General features: G+C 73.3%; 19 protein-coding genes. 10 read left to right on the forward strand and 9 right to left on the reverse strand.

The window, feature by feature from the left end; translation table 11 throughout:
• Positions 1-77: 77 nt before the first annotated feature.
• From HNP84_RS42940 to HNP84_RS42950, 3 genes are all read right to left on the reverse strand, one after another.
• Complete coding sequence (locus HNP84_RS42940; protein WP_185055872.1) at positions 78-821, reverse strand: polyprenol monophosphomannose synthase; 744 nt, start codon at positions 819-821, stop codon at positions 78-80.
• Complete coding sequence (lnt, locus tag HNP84_RS42945) at positions 821-2,506, reverse strand: apolipoprotein N-acyltransferase (RefSeq protein ID WP_185055839.1); 1,686 nt, start codon at positions 2,504-2,506, stop codon at positions 821-823. The genes HNP84_RS42940 and lnt overlap by 1 nt, the downstream gene beginning before the upstream one ends.
• A gap of 785 nt (positions 2,507-3,291) precedes the next feature.
• Positions 3,292-5,616, reverse strand: a complete 2,325-nt coding sequence (locus tag HNP84_RS42950) for an ATP-binding domain-containing protein (RefSeq protein WP_185055873.1) — start codon at positions 5,614-5,616, stop codon at positions 3,292-3,294.
• Positions 5,617-5,777: 161 nt separating this feature from the next.
• Here HNP84_RS42950 and HNP84_RS42955 point away from each other — a divergent pair, with 161 nt between their 5' ends.
• Complete coding sequence (locus tag HNP84_RS42955; RefSeq protein WP_185055840.1) at positions 5,778-6,992, forward strand: ROK family transcriptional regulator; 1,215 nt, start codon at positions 5,778-5,780, stop codon at positions 6,990-6,992.
• A gap of 2 nt (positions 6,993-6,994) precedes the next feature.
• On the opposite strand, the gene HNP84_RS42960 is transcribed toward HNP84_RS42955, so the two are convergent.
• Positions 6,995-7,894 carry a TIGR03564 family F420-dependent LLM class oxidoreductase gene (locus tag HNP84_RS42960; protein ID WP_185055841.1) on the reverse strand — a complete coding sequence of 300 codons (900 nt, stop codon included), beginning with the start codon at positions 7,892-7,894 and terminating at the stop codon, positions 6,995-6,997.
• A 220-nt stretch (positions 7,895-8,114) separates the two neighbouring features.
• On the opposite strand from HNP84_RS42960, the gene HNP84_RS42965 reads away from it, so the two are divergent.
• Genes HNP84_RS42965 through HNP84_RS42985 form a run of 5 tightly spaced genes read left to right on the forward strand, consistent with a single transcriptional unit; the run spans position 8,115 to position 13,570 of the window.
• On the forward strand, positions 8,115-9,449 hold the full coding sequence (locus HNP84_RS42965) for an ABC transporter substrate-binding protein (protein ID WP_185055842.1): 1,335 nt from the start codon (positions 8,115-8,117) through the stop codon (positions 9,447-9,449).
• A 2-nt stretch (positions 9,450-9,451) separates the two neighbouring features.
• Positions 9,452-10,411, forward strand: coding sequence for a carbohydrate ABC transporter permease (locus tag HNP84_RS42970; protein ID WP_312926969.1), 960 nt, complete (start codon positions 9,452-9,454; stop codon positions 10,409-10,411).
• Positions 10,408-11,298, forward strand: coding sequence for a carbohydrate ABC transporter permease (locus HNP84_RS42975; RefSeq protein WP_185055843.1), 891 nt, complete (start codon positions 10,408-10,410; stop codon positions 11,296-11,298). The genes HNP84_RS42970 and HNP84_RS42975 overlap by 4 nt, the downstream gene beginning before the upstream one ends.
• Entirely contained in the window at positions 11,295-12,563 is a 1,269-nt protein-coding gene (locus HNP84_RS42980; RefSeq protein ID WP_185055844.1) for a family 4 glycosyl hydrolase, read from the forward strand. Before HNP84_RS42975 ends, HNP84_RS42980 begins: the two co-directional genes overlap by 4 nt.
• Positions 12,560-13,570 (forward strand): N-acetylglucosamine kinase, encoded by a 1,011-nt coding sequence (locus HNP84_RS42985; protein ID WP_312926971.1) that lies wholly within the window; start codon positions 12,560-12,562, stop codon positions 13,568-13,570. The genes HNP84_RS42980 and HNP84_RS42985 overlap by 4 nt, the downstream gene beginning before the upstream one ends.
• Before the next feature lie 60 nt (positions 13,571-13,630).
• On the opposite strand, the gene HNP84_RS42990 is transcribed toward HNP84_RS42985, so the two are convergent.
• Both HNP84_RS42990 and HNP84_RS42995 read right to left on the reverse strand, forming a co-directional pair.
• On the reverse strand, positions 13,631-14,104 hold the full coding sequence (locus HNP84_RS42990; RefSeq protein ID WP_185055845.1) for an Lrp/AsnC family transcriptional regulator: 474 nt from the start codon (positions 14,102-14,104) through the stop codon (positions 13,631-13,633).
• Between the two features lie 47 nt (positions 14,105-14,151).
• A complete protein-coding gene (locus tag HNP84_RS42995) occupies positions 14,152-14,646 on the reverse strand; it encodes an anthrone oxygenase family protein (protein WP_185055846.1) in 495 nt (164 codons plus the stop codon).
• Between the two features lie 276 nt (positions 14,647-14,922).
• Here HNP84_RS42995 and HNP84_RS43000 point away from each other — a divergent pair, with 276 nt between their 5' ends.
• The 3 genes from HNP84_RS43000 (at position 14,923) to HNP84_RS43010 (ending at position 17,829) form a co-directional block, all read left to right on the forward strand.
• Complete coding sequence (locus HNP84_RS43000) at positions 14,923-15,690, forward strand: glutamate racemase (protein ID WP_185055847.1); 768 nt, start codon at positions 14,923-14,925, stop codon at positions 15,688-15,690.
• A 743-nt stretch (positions 15,691-16,433) separates the two neighbouring features.
• Positions 16,434-16,991: an ArsR/SmtB family transcription factor gene (locus tag HNP84_RS43005; protein ID WP_185055848.1), complete on the forward strand. Its 558-nt coding sequence runs from the start codon at positions 16,434-16,436 to the stop codon at positions 16,989-16,991.
• Positions 16,984-17,829, forward strand: a complete 846-nt coding sequence (locus tag HNP84_RS43010) for an SRPBCC family protein (protein WP_185055849.1) — start codon at positions 16,984-16,986, stop codon at positions 17,827-17,829. The genes HNP84_RS43005 and HNP84_RS43010 overlap by 8 nt, the downstream gene beginning before the upstream one ends.
• A gap of 50 nt (positions 17,830-17,879) precedes the next feature.
• Here the strand turns inward: HNP84_RS43010 and HNP84_RS43015 are convergent, their stop codons facing one another.
• A complete protein-coding gene (locus HNP84_RS43015) occupies positions 17,880-18,539 on the reverse strand; it encodes a hypothetical protein (protein WP_185055850.1) in 660 nt (219 codons plus the stop codon).
• Between the two features lie 228 nt (positions 18,540-18,767).
• On the opposite strand from HNP84_RS43015, the gene HNP84_RS43020 reads away from it, so the two are divergent.
• Positions 18,768-22,820, forward strand: coding sequence for a GH92 family glycosyl hydrolase (locus HNP84_RS43020; protein WP_221337451.1), 4,053 nt, complete (start codon positions 18,768-18,770; stop codon positions 22,818-22,820).
• On the opposite strand, the gene HNP84_RS43025 is transcribed toward HNP84_RS43020, so the two are convergent.
• Positions 22,817-23,299 carry a hypothetical protein gene (locus tag HNP84_RS43025; RefSeq protein WP_185055852.1) on the reverse strand — a complete coding sequence of 161 codons (483 nt, stop codon included), beginning with the start codon at positions 23,297-23,299 and terminating at the stop codon, positions 22,817-22,819. The two genes, HNP84_RS43020 and HNP84_RS43025, sit on opposite strands and share 4 nt — an antisense overlap.
• 62 nt (positions 23,300-23,361) lie before the next feature.
• Complete coding sequence (locus tag HNP84_RS43030) at positions 23,362-25,029, reverse strand: RyR domain-containing protein (RefSeq protein WP_185055853.1); 1,668 nt, start codon at positions 25,027-25,029, stop codon at positions 23,362-23,364.
• Positions 25,030-25,128 lie beyond the last annotated feature (99 nt).

Raw genomic sequence — 25,128 nt, forward strand, 5'->3', positions numbered from 1 at the left:
TTCCAACGCCCGGCGGGCCTCCGGCGTTCCACAGGGCCCGTGCGGGACGGCGGGGTCTGGCGGGGCGGCGCTTCGGGTCAGCGGGGGCGCTTGAAGCGGGCCGGGAGGCCGGAGACGCCCCACATGGTCACCCGCCACAGCGCCTCGGCCACCACGTTGCGGCTCATCTTGCTCGCCCCCGCCGTGCGCTCGACGAACGTGATCGGGACCTCGGCGACGCGCAGCCCGTGGCGTACGGTGCGCAGGGTCAGGTCGATCTGGAAGCAGTAGCCCTGCGACTCCACGTCGTCGAGGCCGACCTTCTCCAGGGTGGCCGCCCGGTACGCGCGGAAGCCGGCCGTGGCGTCGCGCACCGGCACGCCGAGCATGACCCGGCTGTAGATGTTGGCGCCGCGCGAGAGCAGCTCGCGGGAGTGGGGCCAGTTGACCACCTTGCCGCCCGGCACCCAGCGCGACCCGATGGCCAGGTCGGCGCCGTCGGACAGCGCCTGGAACAGCTTGGGCAGCTCCTCCGGCTGGTGGGAGCCGTCGGCGTCCATCTCGACCAGCACGTCGTAGCCCTCGGCGAGGCCCCAGCGGAACCCGGCGATGTAGGCGGCGCCCAGGCCCTGCTTGCCCGGACGGTGCAGCACGTGCACGTGGTCGTCCTCGGCGGCGAGGCGGTCGGCGATCTCGCCGGTGCCGTCGGGGCTGGCGTCGTCGGCGATGAGCAGGTGCGCCTCGGGCACGGCCGCGCGGATGCGCTCGACGATGAGCGGCAGGTTCTCGCGCTCGTCATAGGTCGGGACGACGACGAGCACCCGGCCAAGCATGCGCTCCATCATGAGTCCTCGCCTTCCCTAACACCTTCCGTGACCGCTTCTCCCGCGCCCCGGCGGGCGCGCTCGCCACGGGCGAGCCAGGCGGCCGCACCGAGCGCCGCGGCGCCCATGATTACCAATGCCCACTCCGGCACCGCTCCCACCCTCGTGGCGATGGTCTGTTCGGTGCGTACCGGCACGGTCACCACGGTCATGTCGGCGATCAGCTCGCCGGTGCTCCACGCGACGTGGCCGTCGGGCCGTACGTAGGCGGAGATCCCGGTGGTCGCCGCGGTGACGATCGCGCGGTTGTGCTCGACCGCGCGCAGCTTGGACATCGCGAGCTGCTGGGGCGGCAGGTTGGACAGGGCGTAGGTGGCGTTGTTGGTCTGCACGACCAGCGGCGTGCCGCCGGCGCGCACCGTCTCGCGTACGGTGCCGTCGAAGGCGACCTCGTAGCAGTTGACCGCGCCGATCGTCACCGGACCCATGCGCAGGTCGCCGGGGCGGGTGCCGGCCACCGACTGCCTGCCGACCAGCCTGGCCCGCTCGAACAGCGCGAGCACGAGGTCCTGGAACGGGGTGAACTCCCCGAACGGCACGAGCTGCTGCTTGTCGTAGTACGCGCCGGGCCCGGTGACGGGGTCCCACACCAGGCTGCGGGTCGCCCGCTGCTTCTCGCCGATCGCGACGACCGCGCCGACGAGCACCGGCACGCCGATGTCCTTGACCGCCGCGTCGATGGTGCCGCGGGCGAACTCGTTGCGGTAGGGGTCGATGTCGGTGCTGTTCTCGGGGAGCGCGACCAGGTCGGGCCGGGGCAGCCTCCCCTCGCGTACGGCCTGCGCCATCTCGTGCACCTTGGTGGTGTGGTTGCGCAGCACGACGGCGGGCTCGTCGCCGAACGGCGTCATGCCGCGCCCCGGCACGTTGCCCTGCACGATGCCGACGCGCACCGTCCTGCCCTCGTCGCCGGGCCGGGGCACCGCGTACGCCAGCGCCGGCACGGCGACGGCGGCGGCCAGGCCGAAGGCGAGGCCCCGCCGGAACCGGGGGCCGCGCGGCGTACGGGACGCGGCGTGCAGGGCGGTCCAGGCCAGCACGCCACCGCACAGCGCGACCGCGAACGTCACGAACGGCGCCCCGGCGAGGGCGGCGTACGGGGTGAAGGGCGACTCTCCCTGGCTGAAGGCGACGCGCCCCCACGGGAACCCGCCGAAGGGGAAGGAGCTGCGCGCCAGCTCCATGGCCACCCACAGGCACGCGGCCCACAGCGGCCACAGGCGCAGCCGGAGGACGAGGGCGGTGCCCAGGCCCAGGAGGGCGTAGAACACGCTCTCGATGGCCACCAGGCCCGCCCAGGCGTCATCGCCGATCGGGCGTACCCATGCCATGGTGGGCACCAGGAACGCCGCGCCGCCCAGGTAGCCCACCCACAGGGCGCGGCGCGGTGCGGCGCCGCTCACCGACACGATCGTCAACGCGATGCCAAGCGGCGCGAGATACCAGGCGTCGATCGGCGGGAACGCCAGGAACAGCGCGAGCCCGCCCACGACCGCGGCCGCGGCCCTCCCCCAGCCGCCGCCGGCCCACCGCCGCCACCCGGGCCGCGCCGGGGTCTCCAACACGCTCTCGCCGGACCCCGCGGCACCGGTCGCGGAGGCCGCCGCGCCCACCGCCGGGGCGCCTGTCTTTTCCTGCACCACGAAAGGGGGCTCTCCTTGCCGTGCATCGTGCCGCGAAGCCCCACTGACGTGTGCTTCGGCCTGTCCTTGCCGAAACGCTACCGCTCCCGCGAACGTTCCCCCAACGCTCCGGCCCTCCGGCAGGACGTCCGCCCGTAAGCGACATAGGTCACGATGCCACCCGCTGTCCGGATGCGTCCTACCTGGGGAATCTTGGTGTTCCACCTGATCGGGACACGGTTGACATCTGAGCTGAGGTCGGTAGTTTGCTGCGCAGTCCAGCACGGGACTGGCCGGTTGGCCGTCTCTGACATCGTCGGATCCTGCGCCCGTGACGGAGGGTCACTTCGTCCGTACAGCCAGGTGCAGGGCCGGCGATCCGTCGGGTCGGGGCACCCCATCCGGGCGGGGGGGTTGGACCCGGGACGGGCCCGGTTGCCCAGTAGACAACGGAACTCCGCGCTCGCCGCCGACGGGACGGGTCCGGTCCGAAGGGCCTCCGGGCCCTCTTCCCGTTCCGTGCCGGAGCCCGCACGCGAAACAAACCCCAGGCGTCCGTCCGCCTGGGGTTTGGCGCGCTTATGGACAGAGGCATGCAGGCCCTGCCGACCTACGGCCGGCGGGCCGTCCCGGGCACCGGCACCTCACGAGAACCCCCGGCTCGCCCCCCAGCGGTCGGCCCTCCGGACAAGGGCATCCGGCCCTGCCGGCCTCCGATCGGCGAGCCGACCCGCGCACCCGCACCGCACGAGAACCCCAGGCTTGCCCCCCTGCGGTCGGCGTGCCCCCGGGGTGAGGGCTTGGTGTCAGCCGGGGGCTCCTGGGGGGCCGGGCTCGGGGGTGAGGTGGGCGAGGGCGGTGGGGAGGCGGGTGGTGTGGACGACGCCGAGGCGTTGGGTGGCGCGGGTGAGGGCCACGTAGAGGTCGCTGGCGCCTCTGGGGGTCTCGGTGAGGATCCGGGACGGCTCGGCGACGATCACGCTGTCGAACTCCAGGCCCTTGGCGTCGGCGACCGTGAGGACGGCGGCGGGGGCGTCCAGGGCCTCGGGGCCGGGGCCGGCCACCGCGCCCTCGACGGCGGAGGTCACGGCGGCGCCCAGGGGGCCGGCCAGGGAGTCGGGGACCAGGACGGCCAGGCGGCCGCCTTCGACGACCTCGCGCTTGACGATCTCGCCCAGGGAGTCGGTCAGGGAGGCCACGCGTACGGCCCAGGGGCGCTCGCCGCTCTCGCGCACCGACTCGGGGGCGCGCAGGGCGGGGTCGATCAGGGCCAGCACGGACGCGGCCGTCTCCATCAGCTCGGCGGGGGTGCGGTAGTTGATGGTTAGGGTCTCCTCGCGGTGGCGGCCGGCGACGTACGGGCGCAGCACCTCCGACCAGGAGCGGGGGCCGGCCAGGGCGGCGCTCTGGGCGATGTCGCCGACGATGGTCATGGCGCGGGTGGGGCAGCGGCGCATGACGGCGCGCCAGGCCATGGCGGTGAGCTCCTGCGCCTCGTCCACGATCACGTATCCGAAGGCCCAGGTGCGGTCGGCGGCGGCGCGTTCGGCGGTGGTGAGGTACTCCTCGGCGGCGCGGTGGCGGGAGGCGAAGCGCTCGACGTCCAGGATGTCGGCCATGCCGGTCAGCTCCAGGACCTCGCGCGCGTAGGTGAGCTCGTGCTCGCGCTCGTCGCGCTCGGCCTCGCGGCCGGCGGCCCGCTCCTCCTCGGCCATCCAGGCGCCGGCCCGCAGCACGTGCTCGTCGATGTCGCCGAGCAGCTCGGCGGCCTCGTCGAGGAGCGGCACGTCGGACTCGGTCCAGTAGTCGGCGCCGCGGCGCGGCGGGTCGCGGCGCAGCAGCTCCCGCTCCGCGGGCTTGAGGTCGCGCGCCGCGTACGCGAGCCGCCCGTCGTCGGTGTAGAGGCCGATCAGGAGCTGCTGCGGGGTCAGGTACGGCCACAGCCGGTTCAGCGCGGTGCGTACGGCGGGCTCGGTGCGCAGCTCTTCCCGCAGGTCGGCCAGCTCGTCCTCCTCGATCAGGCCCTTGCCGAGCTGCTTGGCCCACTGGCGGGCCAGGGCGTTGAGCAGGTGCCGTACGAAGACCGCCCGCGCCGGGTTGTGGGCGCGGCGGGAGCGCGCGGCCCGGTTGCGGGCGGCCTCCAGGGTGCGGACGTCCAGGGTGAGGGTGCGCCCGCCGAGGTCGATCCGCACGGGCTTGCGCGGCACGCGCTGCCGGTCGCGGACGGCCGCGGCGATCACCTCGGCCATGCGGATGTCGCCCTTGACCGCGGCGACGTGGGGCTCCTCGCGCCGGGTGGCCACGACGCCGGGGTACAGCTCGCCGACCGTGGACAGCAGCACGTCGGTCTCGCCGAGCGAGGGCAGCACCTGGCCGATGTAGCGCAGGAAGGTGGGGTTGGGGCCGAGGATGAGCACGCCGCGCCTGGCCAGGCGCTCGCGGTGGGTGTAGAGCAGGTACGCCGCCCGGTGCAGCGCCACGACGGTCTTGCCGGTGCCGGGGCCGCCCTGGACCACGAGCACGCCGTCCAGGCCGGAGCGGATGATCCGGTCCTGCTCGGCCTGGATGGTCGCCACGATGTCGCGCATGCGGCCCGTGCGCCGGGCGCCGATCGAGGCGAGCAGCGCGGCCTCGCCGTTGAGGGTGCTCCGGTCGGCCTCGGCGAGGCTGTCCAGGTCGAGCAGGTCGTCGTCGATCCCGATGACCTTGCGGCCCTTGGTCTGCAGGTGCCTGCGGCGGGTGACGCCCATTGGGTTGGCCGGGGTGGCCCGGTAGAACGGCTGGGCGACGGGCGCGCGCCAGTCGATCAGCAGGCGCCGCTCGTCGTCGGACAGGCCGATGCGCCCGATGTAGAGCGAGGTCTGGTCGGCGTGGTCGAGCCTGCCGAAGCACAGCCCGTTCTCCACCGCCCACAGGCGGGCGAGCCGCTGGGAGTACATCTCGGCGAAGGAGTCGCGCTCGGAGCGGTTCTGCATCGTGCCGCCTCCGCCCTGGGCGAGGACGCCGTCGAGCTGCCGCTGGGTGTGGTCGCGCAGCTCGTCGAGCCGGCCGTAGAGCCGGGACACGTACTCCTGCTCCCTGACCAGCTCCGCTTGACGAGCCGCGGGGACACCGTTATTCTTGGTAGTAATGGGATTCTCCGGGCAATTCTGCTCATTGTGGCGAACAAACTCTCACCTTAGCAGGTTCCGTCGAGACGTCATCCCGTCCATGATCAACGCCGTCGCCTTGATTTCACCACGGCCCGCCCCGTAAAGTTAGTAAGGTTTACTAACTTTGGGGGAAGGACGCCGTGACGCCGACCAGGCCGCCGGCACAGCCGGGTACGCCGAGCCTGCTGCGGGCCATCAACGACAAGGCGGCCCTGCACGCGCTGCTTGAGCGCGGGCCGCTGACCCGCCCCCAGATCGGCGCGCTGACCGGGCTGTCCAAGCCGACCGCCTCCCAGCTCCTGGCCCGGCTGCAGGAGGCCGGGCTGGTCGTCCTCGACGGGATCAGGGAGGGCCTGCCCGGCCGCACCGCCGAGGTGTACCGGCTCAACCCCGCCGCCGCGTACGCCGCCGCGCTCGACGTGACTCCGGCCAGGATCGCGGCGGCCGTCGCCGACATCACCGGCACCGTGGTCGGCGAGCACACCCTGCCCACGCCCCGCTCCCGCGGCGACCTGGTGGCCAAGGTGCGCGCCGCGCTCGACGGGGCCCTCGCCGGCGAGCCCGGCGCCAGGCCGCACCGCGTGGTGATCGGCATCCAGGGCGCGCTCGACCCGGGCACCGGCCGCCTGGGCTACGCCGCGCACATCCCCGGCTGGCACACCCCCGACCTGCTGGGCACCCTGCGCGAGGGCCTGGGCGTGCCGGTGGACGTGGAGAACGACGTCAACCTGGTCGCCCTGGCCGAGCGCGACCACGGCGCCGCGATCGGCCACCAGACCTTCGTGCTGCTGTGGGCAGACGAGGGGCTGGGCGCGGCCCTGGTGATCGGGGGCGCGCTGCACCGCGGGGCGACGGGCGGCGCGGGCGAGGTCGGCTACATGCCCGCGATCGGGGCGCCCACGGCCCGCGAGGTGGGCCGGCACGCCACGCACGGCTTCCAGGCGCTCAGCGGCGGCCCCGCGGTGCGCGCGCTGCTGCGCGAGCACGGCGTACGCGGGCCCAGGGGCGCGGGCGGCACGGCCGCGACCGTGCGCAACGCGGTGGCCGCCGCCGAGAACGGCGACGAGCGGGCCGAGGCGGGGTTGCGCGAGCTGGCGGGCCGCCTGGCGCTCGGACTGGCCTCGATCACCGCGGTCGTCGATCCCGAGCTGGTCGTGCTCACCGGCGGCACCCTGCTGGCGGGCGGCGAGCACCTGCGGGCGCTGGTGGAGCGCGAGCTGCACGCGCTCACGCTGCCGCGCCCGCCGGTGCGGCTGTCCACGGTGCGGGGCAACCCGGTGATCTCCGGCGCGCTGGGCCTGGCGCTGGCCGCCACGCGCGAGGAGGTCTTCGGCTCGACCGTGCCGGGCGCCTGAGGCTAGAGCAGGCCCTTCAGGAACGCCCGCGTACGCTCGTCGTCGCGCTGGTAGAGGGCGGCCACGAAGTCGGTCACGCCGGCCTTGGCCAGCGCTTCGACCTGCGCGGCCACGGTGTCCTCGTCGCCGATCAGCGCCACGTCCGCGGGCCCGCCCGCGCCCTCGCGGTCGAGCATGGCCCGGTACGACGGCAGGTCGCCGTACCCCTGCCAGATCTCCGCGGCGCGGGCCCTGGCCGCCTCGGCGTCGCCGGTGACGCACACCGGCAGGGCGCAGACGATCCGGGGCGCGGGCCGTCCCGCCGCCCGCGCGGCCTCGGTGATGGCGGGGGCGATGTGCCCGGCCACGGTCTTGGGGCCGGTCAGCCAGAGCACCGTGCCGTCGGCGCGCTCGCCGGCCAGCTTGAGCATCTTGGGGCCGAGCGCGGCCACCAGCACCGGCATGGGGCGGCTGACGGGCACGCCCAGGGCGATGTGGGCCGAGAGCGTCTCGCCGGTGAAGTCCACGGACTCGCCGCGCAGCAGCGGGATGAGCACGGACAGGTACTCGCGCATGTGCCGTACCGGCTTGTCGAAGCTCATGCCGAAGATCCCCTCGATCACCGGCTGGTGCGACAGGCCGATGCCCAGCGTGAGGCGCCCGCCGAGCGCCACATCGGCGCTCAGCGCCTGCTGGGCCAGCACCGCGGGGTGGCGCGGGTAGGTCGGGATGACGGCGGTGCCCAGCTCGATGCCCGGAACCTGGGCTCCGGCGGCGGTGAGCGCGGTCAGCGCGTCGAAGGCGAAGATGTTGGAGACCCAGGCCGACGCGAAGCCGTCGTCGGCGGCCCGTGCGAGGGAGTCGCGCAGGCGGTCCAGCCCGTCGGGCCGCGCGGGCACGTTGATCATCAGTCCGGTACGCATTGTCGGCACAGCTCCGTTCGACGGTTACAGAACATCATTCTAGGCACGCCGCCCCGCCGGCCTGCCCGCGACACCCCGCACCGCCACGGCCACGGTCCCGTCACAGCTTGGTTGCGCCCGCCCTCGGCGGGTTGACGGGGGCCGGGCGCGGTTCGTACGGTCCTGGCAAGTTAGGAAAGTTTCCTAACTCCTGCTCCGGCGTCACTATGAGGAGGTCGCCATGCGTCGACGGCTCGCCCCGCTCGCCGCGGCCGGGATCGCCGTCCTGGCCCTCGCCGCCTGCACCGCGGGCACCGAGGACGCGCCCAGGCTCGGCGCGAAGCCCTCAGGGGCGGCGTCCGCGCTCCCCGCCGCCACGATCGAGCTGTGGCACGGCTTCTCCGCCGACCACGAGGTCAAGGCGTTCGAGGACGCGGTGGCCGGGTTCCGGAAGAAGTTCCCGCAGATCACGGTGAAGCTGGTCAAGGCCGTCGAGGACGACAAGATCATCCAGGCCGTGCGCGCCGGCCAGCCGCCGGACGTCGCGTCCTCCTTCTCCACCGACAACGTGGCGCAGTTCTGCAAGACCGGCATGTTCCAGGACCTGAACCCGGTCATCGCCCAGGACGGCGTGGACATCGGCGTGCTGCCGCAGGTGGTGCAGAACTACACCCAGTTCGAGGGCAAGCGGTGCGTGATGCCGCTGCTCGCGGACGCGTACGGGCTGTACTACAACAAGAAGCTGATGAAGGGGCACGAGCCGCCCAAGACGCTCTCGGAGCTGACCAGGCTCGCCAAGGAGCTGACCGTCCGCGACTCCGAGGGGAACATCGAGGTCGCCGGGTTCATGCCCTCCACCCAGTACTACGAGCACTCCATCTCCCACCTCGGCACCATGGTCGGCGGGAAGTGGTACAACCCCGACGGCACCTCCGCCATCGGCTCCGACCCGGCCTGGAAGCAGCTGCTGACCTGGCAGAAGGAGCTCATCGACTGGTACGGCCACGACAAGCTGGAGAAGTTCCGCAAGGGCCTGGGCCAGGAGTGGTCGGCCGACAACCCCTTCCACGTCGGCAAGGTCGCCATGGCCATTGACGGCGAGTGGCGCAACGCGATGATCGCGCTCGACGCGAAGGACCTCGACTACGGAACCGCGCCCGTCCCGGTCGCCGACGACAAGCCCCAGCTCTACGGCGGCGGCTTCATCTCCGGCACGATCATCGGGATCCCGCGGGGCGCGAAGAACCCGCAGGCCGCCTGGGAGCTGGTGAAGTACCTCACCACCGACACCGACGGCCTGGTCACGCTGTCCAACGCGCTGCGCAACGTGCCGACCACCAAGGCGTCGCTGGCCTCGCCCGCGCTGAAGAAGGACGCCAACTTCCAGACCGCGCTGGACGTCTTCGCCCACCCGGCCTCCTTCAGCCTCCCGGCGCACATCAACAGCGTCTACAACCAGGAGGCGTTCGCCGAGTTCGTCGTCAAGTGGGAGTCGGGCGCGGTGACCGACCTGGACGCCGGGCTGGCCGAGGTGGACAAGACCATCAACGACAAGCTCAAGCTGGCGGGCGGCTGACCGTGGCGATCACCGTGCCGCCGGGCGGCGCGCCCCGCGCCGCCCGCCCCCGGGGCGAGGGCCGCAAGGCGCTGCTGTGGGCCTCGCCCTGGCTGATCGGCTTCGGCCTGTTCTTCGCCTACCCGCTCGCCGCGACCGTCTACTTCTCCTTCCACCGCTACGACCTGTTCAGCCTGGAGTTCATCGGCCTGGACAACTACCGCCACCTGCTCGGCGACGACCGGGCGCACACGGCGATGCGCAACACGCTGTGGCTGGTGGCGTTCATGGTCCCGGCCCAGACGGTCTTCGCGCTGGGCGTGGCGCAGCTCCTCACCCGGCTCAAGGCCGGGGCCGGGTTCTTCCGCACCGTGTTCTACCTGCCCTCGCTGGTGCCGATGGTGGCCGGAACGGTGGCGTTCGTGTTCATCCTGAACCCGGCCACCGGCCCGGTGAACCAGGCGCTCGCCCTGCTCGGCGTCACGGGCCCCGACTGGTTCGGCGACCCCGCCTGGGCCAAGCCGGGCCTGACGCTGCTGGCCATGTGGGGCGCGGGCAACACCGTGGTGATCTTCCTGGCCGCGCTGCTGGACGTGCCCAGGCATCTGTACGAGGCCGCCGCCATCGACGGCGCGGGCGCCTGGCGCCAGTTCCGCGACATCACCCTGCCCACGATCTCCCCGGTGATCATGTTCTCGGCCGTCACAGGCGTGATCTACGCCCTGCAGTACTTCACCCAGGCCATGGTCGCGGCGCGGGTCGCCTCCGGGGTGACCGACTCGCCGGGCTCCAGCTTCGTGCCCGGCTATCCGGAGGGCGCCACGCTGACCTTGCCCCAGTGGCTGTTCCACCAGGGCTTCCGGGACTTCACCATGGGATACGCGTGCGTGCTCGCGCTGGTCATGTTCGCGGCCTCCACGCTGCTCACGCTGGTGCTCCTACGGCGCTTCAGCGCCTTCACCGCCGACGGGGAGGGATCATGAGCGTCACGGCCGCGCCGGCCGCGCGCGGTGCGCGTCCGGCGGCGCCCGGCGTCGCCTCGGCCCGCGCCCGCGCCGCGCTGTACTGGATCGCCCGGCACGCCATCGCGGTCGCCCTGGCGATCATGTTCCTGGGGCCGCTGGCGTTCGTCGCGCTCACCGCGCTGATGACCGACCGGCAGGCGCTCACCGCCGACCTGTGGCCCGACTCGTGGAACTGGGGCAACTTCGCCGAGGTGTTCGAGCGGGCGCCGCTGCTGCGCTGGCTGGGCAACACCATGCTGTACGCGGGGCTGTCCACCGCGTTCATGCTGCTGTCGTCGATCCCGGTGGCGTACGCGCTGGCCCGCTTCCGCTTCCGCGGGCGCAACCTCGCCTTCTTCGGCGTCATCGCGATGATGATGCTGCCGCCCCAGGTGGTGGCGGTGCCGATCTACCTGGTGTGGGCCAGGTTCGAGCTCACCGGCACGCTGTGGCCGCTGATCCTGCCCATGCTGCTCGGCGACGCGTTCTCCATCTTCCTGCTGCGCCAGTTCCTGGTCACGATCCCGCGCGAGTACACCGACGCCGCCAAGGTGGACGGCTGCTCCGACCTGCGGGTGCTGCTGAAGGTGGTGCTGCCGATGGCCCGCCCGGCCATCGCCGCGGTGGCGCTGTTCGGCTTCTTCTACTGCTGGAACGACTATTACGGGCCGCTGCTGTACACGTCCACCGCGCCGGAGCAGTGGACGCTCTCGCTCGGCCTGGCCTCGTTCCGGTCGCTGCACAGCGTGCAGTGGAACCTCACCATGGCGGCGACCCTGCTCGTCATGGCACCGGTGATCATCGTGTTCTTCTTCGCCCAGAGGGTCTTCATCGAGGGCGTGACACTGACGGGGGTGAAGGGTTGAAACTCGCCGTGGTCGGGGGCGGCTCGACGTACACGCCGGAGCTGATCGACGGCTTCGCGCGGCTGCGCGACCGGCTGCCGCTCACCGAGATCGCTCTGGTCGATCCCGACCGGCGCCGGCTGGACCTGGTCGCGGGCATGGCCCGGCGGATGCTGGCCCGCGCCGGGCACCCGGCGGCCGTGACCACGCACGCCGACGCCGCGGCGGGGGCGGCGGGCGCGGCGGCGGTGCTGCTGCAACTGCGCGTCGGCGGGCAGGCGGCCCGCGAGGTGGATGAGACGCTGCCGCTGGAGTGCGGCTGCGTCGGCCAGGAGACCACCGGCGCGGGCGGCCTGGCCAAGGCTTTGCGTACGGTCCCGGTCGTGCTGGACATCGCCGCGCGGGTAGCCGAGGCCGCTCCCGGCGCCTGGATCGTGGACTTCACCAACCCGGTCGGCATCGTGACCAAGGCCCTGCTCGACGCCGGGCACCGCGCGATCGGGCTGTGCAACGTCGCCATCGGCTTCCAGCGCCGCTTCGCCGCCCTGCTGGGCGTGGCACCGGAGCGCGTCTCCCTGGGCCACGTGGGCCTGAACCACCTCACCTGGGAGCGCTCGGTCCACCTGGACGGGCGCGACGTGCTGCCGGAGCTGCTGGCGGAGCACGGCGAGGAGATCGCGGCCTCGGTGGGCTCCTCCCCCGCCCTGCTGCGCCGCCTCGGCGTGGTCCCGTCCTACTACCTGCGCTACTTCTGGGAGCACGACGCGGTGGTGGAGGAACAGCGCGCCAAGCCGTCGCGGGCCGCTGAGGTCGCCGCGATGGAGAAGGCGCTGCTGGAGCTGTACGCCGACCCGGCCGTGGACACCAAGCCGGAGCTGCTGGGCAGGCGCGGCGGCGCGTTCTACTCCGAGGCGGCGGTCGCGCTGCTCGCCGCCCTGCTGGGCTCGGCCGCGCCCGGGGAGGACGTGCAGGTGGTCAACGCGCGCAACGGCGGCACGCTGCCGTTCCTGCCCGGCGACGCGGTGATCGAGGTCCCGGCGCGCATCACCGCCTCCGGGGCCGAGCCGCTGCCGCTCGCGCCCCTCGACCCCCTGTACGCCGGGCTGGTCGCGCACGTGAGCGCGTACGAGCGGCTGGCGATCGAGGCGGCGCTGCACGGCGGCGTGGACCGGGTGGCCGACGCGCTGCTCGCCCACCCGCTGATCGGGCAGGCGTCCCTGGCCGGCGACCTGGCCGCCCGCCTGGTCGCGGCCAACGCGGCACATCTGCCGTGGGCGCGCGCGTGAGCGACATCGGGACGCCCGCGGGCGGGCGTACGGTCCTGGCGGTGGACGCCGGGAACAGCAAGATCGACGTGGCGCTGGTCACCGAGGAGGGCCGGGTGCTCGCGCGCGGGCGCGGCGGCCCGTTCCAGCCGCAGAGCGCGGGCGTCGCCGCCGCCGTGGACGCCCTCGACGAGGCCGTGCGCCGCGCCCTCGGCGAGCACGGCCCGCCCTCCCGGCCGTACGCCGACCACGTCGCCGCCTACTGCGCCGGGGCCGACCTGCCGGTCGAGGAGGAGGCGCTGCGCCGCGAGCTGCTGGCCCGCGGTTACGCCCCCGGCGTGGTGGTGGGCAACGACACCTTCGCGCTGCTGCGCGCGGGCGCGTCGGGCCCATGGGGGGTCGCGGTGGTGTGCGGGGCCGGGATCAACGCCGTCGGCGTCTCCCCCACCGGCGCCGTCGCCCGCTTCCCCGCCCTGGGGGCGCTCAGCGGCGACTGGGGCGGCGGCCTGACCCTGGGCCGGGAGGCGCTGTGGCACGCCGTGCGCGCCGAGGACGGGCGCGGCCCCGCCACGGCCCTGGCCGGGGCGGTCACCGACTGCTTCGGCGCCCGCACGGTCGAGGAGGTGGTCCTGGCGCTGCACTTCGGCGAGGTGCCCATGGACCGGCTCAACGACCTGTCGCCGTGGGTGTTCCGGGTCGCCGCCGGAGGCGACGCCACCGCGGTCGCCCTGGTCCTGCGGCTGGCCGAGGAGGTGACCCTGTTCGCCGAGGTGGCGATGCGCCGCCTGGACCTGCTGGACACCCCCACCGAGGTCGTGCTCGGCGGCGGCGTGCTGGCCGCGGCCGACCCGCTGCTCATCGGGCGGATCGGCGAACTGCTCGCCCTGCGCGCCCCTCAGGCCAAACCGCTGATCACCGGCACGCCCCCGATCGTGGGCGCGGCCCTGCTGGGCCTGGACCACCTGGGCGCCGGTGAGAAGGCGGCCGAGGCGGTACGCGCCGCCCTCTCCCCCGGCGACCGCCCCTGACGCACGGCGCCGCGGACACGCACGTCCGTGACGCGGGGGCACGCATTCGACCCCGGCCGGCTACGCGGGCTCGGCCTCGGGCTTCTCCTCCGGGGCCAGGCCCGGCGGGCGGTGCTCGTACGGGATGCTCAGCACGACGGTGGTGCGGGTGGAGACGGCCGCGGAGGCGCGGATGCGCTGCAGCAGATCCTCCAGCGCGGCCGGGCTGGCGACCCGCACCTTCAGGATGTAACTTTCATCACCCGCGACGCTGTAGCACGCCTCGATCTCGGTCAGATGGGCCAGCCGGTCGGGGGCGTCGTCGGGGGCCGAGGGATCGGTCGGCTTGATCGAGACGAACGCGGTGAGCGGCAGCCCGATCGCGTCATGGTCGATCAGAGCGGCGTATCCGCGGATCACGCCGCGCTTCTCCAGCCTCCGTACGCGCTGGTGCACCGCGGACACCGACAGCCCGGTCTCCCTGGCCAGGTCGGTGAAGCTCATCCGCCCGTCGTCGGCGAGCAGCGTCACGATGCGTCGATCGATCTCCTCCACCGCACCAAGGTAGCGCCATGCCCCACCTCCCGCGACGCGGCACCGGATCAGCCCGCCGCGTACGGCACCAGCGCCCACACCAGGCAGCCGAACGCGGCCGTGTGCAGCAGCGCCCGCACCAGGTTCCAGCGCACCCACGGGCCCTCGTACCGCTCCCGCACCCCGGCGAGGTCCGTGATCGCGTCCACGTCCCCCGCGGCCTCCAGCCGGTTGTTCAGCGGAACGTTGCGCGCCACGGTCACGACGAAGGCGACGACGTACAGGACCGTGGCGGCGGCGATCCAGCCCAGCGACTCCTCCCCGTGGCCCAGCCAGGCCAGCACCGTGGCCAGGACGAGCAGCGGGATCGACCCGACGAACTGGACCAGGAACCAGGGGTTGATGATCACCAGGTTGATCTGTTTCATCGTCTCGACCAGCGTGCGGTCGGAGGAACGGGCCAGGCCCGGCATCACGGCGTAGGAGAACGCGGTGAACAGCCCCGCCATCGACCCGGTCGTCACCGTCGCGGCCACCAGGCAGATCGTCTGCAGTACGGTCATGGTCGCTCCAGCGGTCGGGGTGGGCGGCGCGTGGCGATCGTACCCGGGGACGCGGCGACCACAGGGCACGGGCACACAACGATGTCCCGGCAAGACGCCACACCACACCGCCCCTCCACCAACCCCCGCCGCCCACCACCACACCGGCACGCCACTCCCCGGCGATCCCCCGACACGCCCGCCCTCCCCGCCCTCCCCGCCCACCGCCGGCCGATGGCGCGGCACGCTGGGCCGGTGCCGGAGCCCTTGGGGCCCACGCCGGTAATCTGGGCTTTCATGCGGATCGCTCTGATCGACTCCGGGCTCGGGCTGCTGTCCACCGCGGCCGCGCTGCGCGCCGCGCGCCCCGACGCCGACCTCGTGCTGTCGATGGACCCCGACGGCATGCCCTGGGGGCCCCGCGAGGCCGACGAGGTCGTCGAGCGGGTGCTCGCGGCGGTGGCCGCCGCCGTACGGCACGAGCCCGACGTGATCACCATCGCGTGCAACACCGCGTCGGTGACGGCCCTGGCCCGGGTGCGCGCGGAGTACGAGCCCGGCATCCCGGTCGTCGGCACGGTCCCGGCCATCAAGGTCGCCGCGGGCCGCGGCCTGCCCTTCGCGATCTGGGCCACCCCCGCGACGACGGCCAGCGCGTACCAGCGCGACCTCATCGACCGCTTCGCCGGCGACGTGCCCGCCACCCCGGTGGCCTGCCCCGGCCTGGCGGACGCGATCCAGGCCGCCGACACCGACCTGATCGACCGCGCCATCGCCGTGGCCGCCGAGAGCACGCCGTCGGACGTCGCGGCCGTGGTGCTCGGCTGCACCCACTACGACCTGGTCGCCGACCGCATCCGGGCCGCCTTCGCCCGCCCCGTGGACCTCCACACCGCGGCCCCCGCCGTGGCCAGGCAGACCCTGGTCCGCATCGGCGCCGAACCCAAACCCGACATGCCGGTGACCGGCACCCTGACCGTCCTGGCCAGCGGCCGCCCGGCCCCCCTCCCCGCCCAGGCCCTCACCTACCCCGAAGCCCACGCCCTCTCCCCCACCCACCCCTGACCGCCCCCCGGGGGGTCCGGCGGGGCACGCACCGGAGAAGGCGGCCTTGGCGGCGAACGCCCCGGTCGCAGCCCGCGAGAGCGCGGCGAGGCACACGCGATGGGCGAGTGCGTGGTGAGGTGGGGGACCGTGCGGCTTCGGACGGGATCGCCGGTCGGTCGTCGCGCCCTCGCAGGCCAAGGCGCCGGCTCACCGGTCGGTGAGCAGGCCGATCATCGCGGCGTAGGCCAGGCCGCCAGCGATGCCGGTCACACTGGGCAGCGCGTACGCCGGCACCGAGATCGCGGTCGGCGGGGACCAGGCAGGGCGGTGTCCGAACCTGGTGGGCGCGTCCGCGTCGGAGGGGCCCCGCGGCCGGCATGCGTGAGTCAGGGCACGCGCCCGATCCCCGCGCCCGGTGAGCCGACCTCCCCGGTTCGCGCCGCCCTGTCGGGCAGGCCCGCTGGCGACCGGCATGCACGCGTCACAGCGCGCCCGCCCCCCGTACCCGGTGACCACCCCACCCTCACCTCCCGGTTCATGCCGCTCTGCTGGGCGGGCCCACCAGCGACCGGCATGCACGAGTCACCGCGGGCACCCGAACCCCGCGCCAGTGAGCACGCCGACCCCCGGCCCGTGCCGCCCTGTCGGGCTGGTCATCGGCGGCGGGACACCCCCGGAGGGAAAGCACGCGGGCAGGGCCATCGCGCTGCCCTCACCCTCCATTGACAAAGACGATTTTTACGTACAAACTTGTTTTTGCGATGAGAGATGTCCTGTACCTGGAGCGCATCGAGCAGGCTGAGGCGCTGCTCAAGCCGCAGCGGATCGAGGTGCTGCGGGAACTCGCCGAGCCGCGTACCTGTACCGAGGTGGCGGGCCGGCTGGGGCAGACCCCGCAGCGGGTCTACTACCACGTCAAGCGGCTGGTGGAGGCCGGGCTGGTGGCCCAGGTGTCCGAGCGCAAGGTGCGCGGGATACACGAGGGCATCTACCAGGCCGCGGCGCGGTCCTACTGGCTCTCGCCCCGGCTGGTGGGGCGGGTCGGGCTGCGCAAGGCGCAGGACGAGCTGAGCCTGGGCTACCTGCTGGACCTGATGGAGGAGGTTCAGGCCGACATCGCGGGGCTCGACCGCGCCCGGCCCGAGTTGCCCTCGATCGGGGTCTCGGGCGAGATCCGCGTGCCGCCGGAGCTGCGGCGGCAATTCCTCGACGACCTGCGCACCGCGCTGCAGGAGCTGTTCACCCGCTACGGCGGCGACGAGGGCGACGCCTTCAAGCTGGCCGTGGCCTGCTACCCCAAGGGAGAGTCCGATGACTGAGCCGATGACGCTGCGTGCCCGCCTCGACGCCCCGCTGAAGGCGGCGTACCACGCGCTGACCGATCCCGGTGAGATGCGGGTGTGGCTGGCCGAGCACGCGGAGGTGGAGCTGCCGCACCGCTACGAGTTCTGGGGGCGGCACACGCCCGAGGGCGACGCGCCGCACCAGCGACTGCTGCACGCCGATGAGCGCTCGCTGCGCTTCACCTGGCTGCTGGACGGCGAGGAGACCACGGTCGAGATCGGCCTGGAGGAGGAGGGGCCCGACTCCACGATCATCACGCTGTCGCAGACCCACTGGGACTTCCAGGACGCCCTGACCGGGGCCGGCATCCGCGGGGTGCTGCAGACGTACTGGTGCCTGGCCATCGCCAACCTCGCCGACCACCTCGCCGGCCGCGAGCTGACCGCCAAGCTCGACTTCACCTCGCCCGATCTCCGCGGCGAGGTGCTGATCGACGCGGCGCGGGAGCGGGTGTTCGAGTCGCTGATCGACTCCGAGCAGGCCAGCGCCTGGTTCGGCTACCCGATCGGGATCGAGCCGTGGGTCGGCGGCCGGTTCGCGATGGGCGGCCTGGAGTCGGGCCACGCGGCCAAGATCCTGGAGCTGGAGCCGGCCGCCAAGGTGACGATCGACTGGGGCGGGGGTGCCGGCGTGAGCACCTGGGAGCTGGCCGACTCCGGCGGCAAGACCCGGCTCACCTTCGTGCAGAGCGGCTTCGACGCCTCGCGCCCGCCGTACGCCGCCTGGGCCGGGACGGTCAGCGGCATCGCCGAGCTGCGCCGCTACCACGAGATCCCCGACTGGCGGCCGATCTGGATCCACGACGCCGCGTGAGCCGGAGCCCGGCGGGGCGGCGGCCGCGACCGAGCCGCCCCGCCGGTCGTTCAGTCGGCGATGTAGCTCACCGAGTGCGCGTAGAAGCCGCGGGTCTTGGAGCCGCGCACGTGCACGAACATGCCGCCGCCCTCGTAGGAGTAGGCGCAGGAGTAGCCCTTCGGCTCCGCCGAGCAGCCCTGGAAGGTGTAGGGCACGCCGCGCGGGTCGAACCTGACCCGGAACACCGTCTTGACCGCGCCGGTGGTGGCGACCTCCAGGCCGCGGTAGCGGTCGTTCCTGGTCCAGGCGGCGTACAGGTGCCTGGCGACGGTGGCCGGCTTGGTGATGTGCCGCGACCGGTAGACCTTGGTCACCTTCGTCCCGGGGACGATCATGACGACGCCGTTGAGCCCGCCCGGCACCCGGACGCCGGTGTGCGTGAAGCGGCAGGCGGTGCCGTCGCAGCCGAGGAACTTGTCGGGCGCGCGGAAGGCGTAGGAGAACATCTCCGTCACCGCGGCCGGCGTGGCCACCTTCGCCGCGGCGGCGCGGTCGCCGCGCGTCCACGCGGTCATCAGCTTCTTGGCCGCCGTGCTCGGGGCCGCCTGGGCCGAGACCGCCCCCGTGGCCGCCGGGCCGGCCGTCGCCGCGGCGACGGGCGCCGCTCCCCACAGCAGCGCGCCGCCCGCGACGGCCGCCGTCCCACCCAGAACGTATTTCTTGATCACGCGCACAACGTAGCCCGTGCTCCTTGCACGGCGATTGAGCGGGGGTTGCATCCGGGCGGGCCGGGCGCGAACGGGGCTCACATTCCTTCTTGACAGGTGTCAGGGCGTTTGAGATCTTCCGTAGAGATCGCCGATGACAACGTTGTCAACGCAGCGGCAGCGGGGTCGTCGGCCGGAGCGGAAGGGTGCCCTATGCGGCGGCTCGGTCCTCGGCGTGTCCTTGTGGCGGTGACCCTCTCGGCGGCGGCGGCGCTCACGCTGGTGCTCCCCGCCACCGCGTACGCGGGCGGCGGCCCGCCCCCCGTGCCCAACCCGGGGCCGTCCGCGACCCCCACCCCGGGCCCCTCCTACAGCCCGCCGCCCGCCCCGGAGCGGGCCGAGGCGCCGCCGTCCACGGCGCGGCAGCGGCAGGCGGCCGAGGCGGGGCGCGGCCTGGCCCGGGCGGAGGGGACGGTGTTCTACTCCTCCTTCGAAGCCGGCGACCCCCAGCCCACCTGGACCGACACCGTGGAGACCGACGCCGCGGGGCGCAGGAGGGCCGCGGACGTCACCGGGATCATGCCCGGCGGCATCTCCGGCAGCCTGGCGGACAAGGTGACCGAGATCGCGGTGAGCGGCGAGAACACCGGCGCCGGCGAGGTGATGGAGAACCTCAACGACGTCGACGCCAACACCAAGTGGCTGGTGTTCACCGGCACCGGCTGGGCGAGCTACCGCCTGGCCGAGCCGGTGGCGGTCACGTACTACGCGCTGACCTCGGCCAACGACGTGCCCGAGCGCGACCCGCGCGACTGGCGGCTGCAGGGCTCGCAGGACGGGCGGGAGTGGACCACGCTGGACACCCGCTCCGGGGAGTCGTTCCCGGAGCGGTTCCAGCGCAAGGAGTACCGCTTCGACAACACCACGGCGTACGCGTACTACCGGCTGGAGGTGACCCGCAACGGCGGCGCCGGCATCGTGCAGCTCGCGGAGTGGGAGCTGTCGCCGGGCGCGGGCGGCCCCGAGCCGGCGACCGACATGCGGGCGCGGCCGGGGAACGGCCCCACCGTGGGGTTCACCGCCAAGCCGCGCGCCGGGTTCACCGGCCTGCGCGCCCTGGAGTACTCCGGCGGCACCACGGCCGCCGGGGGCGGGCACTCCTACAACAGGGTGTTCGAGACCGACATCAAGGTGGGCGCGGGCACCGAGCTGTCCTACGCCGTCTTCCCCCAGTTCACCGGGGCCGACATGCGCTACCCGAGCACGTACGTCGCGCTGGACCTGGCGTTCTCCGACGGCACCTACCTCAGTCAGCTCAAGGCGCGCGACCAGCACGGCGTGGAGCTGACCCCGCGCGCGCAGGGCGCGTCCAAGACGCTGTACGCCGACCAGTGGAACCTCAAGCGGGCCGACATCGGCCGGGTGGCGCGGGGCAAGACGATCAAACGCGTCCTGGTCGGCTACGACGCGCCCGAGGGCCAGGCCGGGTTCCGCGGCTGGGTGGACGACATCAAGATCGTCACGTCCCGGAAGCGGCAGCCGTACCAGGCGCGCGGCCCGCACGGGCACGGCGCGCGGCCGTCGGACTACGTGGTGACCACGCGCGGCACCCACTCCACGGGCGGGTTCTCGCGCGGGAACACCTTCCCGGCTACCGCGGTGCCGCACGGGTTCAATTTCTGGACGCCGGTGACCAACGCGGGCACGACCGGCTGGCTGTATGAGTACCACCGCGCCAACGACGCGGCGAACCTGCCCCGGTTACAGGCGTTCGCGGCCAGCCACCAGCCGAGCCCGTGGATGGGCGACCGGCAGACGTTCCAGGTGATGCCGTCGGTGGCCGAGGGCGTGCCCGCCCCCTCCCGTACGGCCCGCGCGCTGGCGTTCCGGCACGAGAACGAGGTCGCGCAGCCGCACCACTACGCGGTGACGTTCGAGAACGGGCTGAAGGGCGAGATCGCGCCGGCCGACCACGCGGCCATGCTCCGCTTCACCTATCCCGAGGGCACCGGGGCCAAGCTGATCTTCGACAACGTGACCGACGCCGGCGGGCTCACACTCGACCCGGCGGCCGGAGTGGTGACCGGCTACTCGGACGTGCGCAGCGACAACTCCACCGGGGCGACCCGGATGTTCTACTACGCCGTCTTCGATCGGCCCGTGACCGGCGGGGCGAAGCTGACCGGGCAGGGTCGCGACAACGTGCTCGGCTACCTGGCCTTCGACCCGGGGCCCGGCCGGACGGTGACGATGCGGATCGCCTCGTCCCTGATCAGCGTCGAGCAGGCCAGGCGCAACCTGGAGCTGGAGATCGGGGCGGGCGACACGTTCGAGACGGTGCGCGAGCGGGCCCGGCGAGCCTGGGACGCCAAGCTGCGCGTCGTCGAGGTCGAGGGCGCGAGCGAGGACCAGCTCGTCACGCTGTACTCGAACCTGTACCGGCTGTTCCTGTATCCGAACTCGGCCTTCGAGAACACCGGGACCGCCAGGGCGCCGAAGTACGAGCACGCGGTGCAGTCGGCGACCACGACCCCGCCGAGCACGCCCACCGAGACCGGCGCGCCGGTGGTGCCCGGGAAGGTGTACGTCAACAACGGGTTCTGGGACACCTACCGCACCACGTGGCCGGCGTACGCGCTGCTCACGCCGCGCATGGCCGGCGAGATGGCCGAGGGGTTCGTGCAGCAGTACCGCGACGGCGGGTGGATCGCGCGCTGGTCCTCCCCCGGCTACGCCGACCTGATGGTGGGCACCAGCTCGGACGTGGCGTTCGCGGACGCGTACGTCAAGGGCGTGCCCGGGTTCGACGCGAAGGCGGCGTACGAGGCGGCGGTGAAGAACGCGACCGTGACCCCGCCGAACGCCAACGTCGGCCGCAAGGGGCTGGCGCGGGCGCTGTTCCGCGGCTACACCGCGGTCCAGGACACCGGCGAGGCGCTGTCGTGGGCGCTGGACGGCTACATCAACGACTTCGGGATCGCCAACATGGCGGCGGCGCTGGCGGAGCGGTCGAGCGGGGCCGAGCGCCGGCGGTACCTGGAGGAGTCGGCGTACTTCCGCGACCGGGCGCTGAACTACGTGCACCTGTTCGACCCCGCGGTGGGCTTCTTCCAGGGCCGCAACGCCGACGGGACGCGGCGGCTGGCCCCCGGCTCCTACGACCCGCGGGTGTGGGGCCACGACTACACCGAGACCAACGGCTGGAACATGGCCTTCCACGCCCCGCAGGACGGCCGTGGCCTGGCCAACCTGTACGGCGGGCGGTCCGGGCTCGCGGCCAAGCTGGACGCGTTCTTCGCCACGCCGGAGACCACCGGGCACCCGGGCTCGTACAACGGGATCATCCACGAGATGCGCGAGGCCAGGGACGTGCGGATGGGCCAGTACGGGCACAGCAACCAGCCCTCGCACCACATCCCCTACATGTACGACTACATCGGCGAGCCGTGGAAGGCGCAGGCGAAGGTGCGCGAGGCGCTGTCGCGGCTCTACCTGGGCAGCGAGATCGGCCAGGGCTACGCGGGCGACGAGGACAACGGGGAGATGTCGGCCTGGCAGGTCTTCGGGGCGCTCGGCTTCTACCCGCTGCAGGTGGGCAGCCCGTACTACGCGATCGGCTCGCCGCTGTTCACCAAGGCCACGGTCCACCTGGAGAACGGCCGCGACCTGGTGATCAGGGCGCCGGGCAACTCCGCGCGCAACGTGTACGTGCAGGGGCTCAAGGTGGACGGCAAGAGGTACACCAAGACGTACCTGCCGCACGACCTGCTCGCGCGCGGGGCGGTGCTGGAGTTCGACATGGGCCCGCGCCCCTCGCGCTGGGGCACCGGCCCCGGCGACGCCCCGCCGTCGCTCACCCGGGGCGACGCCGTGCCCGCGCCACTGGCGGACGCGACGGCCGGCGCGGGGGCGGGCACCCCGTCCGCGAGCGGCGACGCCGACGTGCGTGCCCTGTTCGACGACCACTCCGGGACCCGGGTCACCCTGCCGGGCCGCGACGGCTGGATCCGGTTCGACCTCGCCGAGCCGCGCGAGGTGCGCCAGTACACGCTCACGTCGGGCACGGGCCCGGCCGAGCAGGACCCGTCCGGCTGGGTGCTGGAGGGCTCGGCGGACGGGGTCACCTGGACGAGGCTGGACGAGCGGTCCGGCGAGAGCTTCCGCTGGCGCCTGGCCACCCGCCCGTTCCAGGTGGCCGAGCCGGGCGCGTACGCGCACTACCGGCTGCGGCTGACCGGCGACGGCGCCGGGAGCACCACGCTGGCGGAGGTGGAGCTGCTCGCCAAGGCCGCCGGGTCCTAACCCGGCGACCGCTCCGACTCAGGAGGCCAGACCACGCGCACGCTCATCCCGGCGGATCGGGCGTGCGCGACCACCTCCGCGGTGCCGGCGCGCCCGCGCGCCGGCAGCCCGTCCCACACGGCGACCAGTTCGTCGGCCAGGCGCAGCATGAACTCCGAGGCGGCCTGGTACGCCTCCGGCCCGGAGCGGGCGTACGGCATGCGGTGCACCCGCTCCGCCGCCGAGACCAGGCCGTCGTACGGCTCCCGTGCGGGCGGGGGCAGCGTCTGCCGGTAGTCGGCGGCGGGCACGATCGCGTGCAGGCGCCCGCCGCCGCGTACGACCTCCTCGGCGAAGATCTGGTCGGCGCCCGCCGCGAGGCAGGACAGCCCCACCACCCGGCCGGCGCGAGCGGCGAGGATGGCCCTCAGCTCGGTGCGCACCCGATCGGCGGTGCGCGCGGACAGGTCCCGGTGCCCGGAAATCGCGATCCTCAGCATGTTCCCTGTTTCGACCGTTTCTCCCGGGCCGCCGTGCCACGTTTCATATTTCACCGGTTGTATTACGCGACACGGACGATCTGAAACCCCACCGACGAGAGGATCTCCGGCAGATTCCGCACGGTGTCGCGGTCCTTCTCTTTCGCCACCTCGGAAAGGTCGTCCCAATCGGTGATATCGGGATGCAGTTTGCGGGCGGGGTCGCGGATCGGCCCCCGCGTCCAGCCGTCTCGCACCATCTCGCCCAGCCACCGGTCGTGCTCCATCTTGGCCAGCCGCTCCACCTCGTGGTCCTTGAACACGAACTCCAGGTCGGGGCCGACGCGCGGGCCGAGAACGCAGCCGATGCTCGCCAGCTTGCGCCCGATGTCCTCGGCCTGCCCCCGGTTGGCGGCCTTCAGCCGCTGGGGCAGGTCGTCCCAGGGGAGCAAGGACGGGTTGGTGTCCGGCGTCTCGCGGCGCCGCGCCGCGTCGAACAGGTACCGCTCGTGGATGGCCCGCGCCAGCGTCTCCACCAGATCCTCCGCGATCAGGCGCGGATCGCCGGCCTCCTCGTTGATGGCGAAGATCTGCAGCGCTCCCGCCAGCCCCTCCAGCAGCCGCGTCCCCTCGAAGGCCCGGCTGAACGTGGCCGCCTGCTCGACCCGCACCACCAGCGAGCCGGGCCCGCAGTGCCACAACGTGCGCGAGGTGAGCGCGGTGCGCAGCGCCAGGTCCTGGTCCGCGTAGCAGACGAACACCCGCTGCGGCACCCGGCCGGGCAGCAGGTCGTAGCGGAGCGGGTCGGCGGGCCCCACGTCGTGCGCGGTCAGCTCGCACACCTCGGAGATGAACTCGAACCTGCGGCACAGGCTCTCGGCCGTCTCACCGGCCCTCCCGTCGATCAGCGTCACCGGAAGCCGCTCGCCGTACGGGGAGACGAGCCGCCGCCTTCTGGCGATCTCCACCAGCAGGCTGCGCCCGAACGCGTCCAGCCCGACGACCACCACGGGCCGGTCGTTCTCCACGGGATGCCGCTCCAGCAGCACCCGCGCGGCCAGCTCGTCCAGGTTGAAGAAGTCCAGGCGCAGCCGCGGCCGGTCCGGCAGCCCGAGCCGCCGCGCCCGCAGCGCCGCGCACAGCTCGGGGTCGGGGATGAGCGCGTACGTCGACAGGTGGCTCCCCGCGGCCGGGCGGGCCATGTCGTGCGCGGCCAGGGCGATGGCGGTGTTCATCGAGCTGTCGGCCTCGCAGGCGTACAGGGTGGTGGCCCGCTGCACGCCCGCCGCTCGCAGCGTGGACGGGCTGCGCGCGTCGCCCGCGACGTGCAGCACCTTGCGGTCGCCCCACTCGGTGACGGGGGCGGCGCTGATCATCACGATGCGCTCCGCCGTCTCGCGCAGCCGCTCGATCAGCGCTATCGCCACCGCGCCCGAGCCGCACACCACGACGTGGTCCTTGGACTCCCTGGCCCGGATGCGGCGCAGCTCGGCGGCCAGCAGCAGCCGCGCGCCGTCCACCAGCGTGTAGACGGTGACGCCGGGCGCCGCGAACCTGGCGAACTCCAGCGCGGGCGGCAGGCTGGCGCCGGCCTCCAGCGGGGCGGAGTCGAACACGAACAGTTGCAGGGTCCAGTAGAGCAGGTTGAGCGGGGTCGCGGACAGCTCGGGCTCGCCCTGGGCGTAGGCGCGCAGCCCGGCGTAGCCCGTCACCAGCGCGGCGACGGCGAGGACCCCGAATGCGACACGCACGACATATGTCGCAGAAAGGGTCATCTCTTCTCCCCTTGTATTGCGACAGTCCAGGACCACGCCTTTCGCAGGGTAACCCGGCAAATAGCAATGAACCAG

It is taken from the genome of Thermocatellispora tengchongensis, assembly GCF_014202315.1.
Taxonomy (GTDB): Bacteria; Actinomycetota; Actinomycetes; order Streptosporangiales; family Streptosporangiaceae; genus Thermocatellispora; species Thermocatellispora tengchongensis.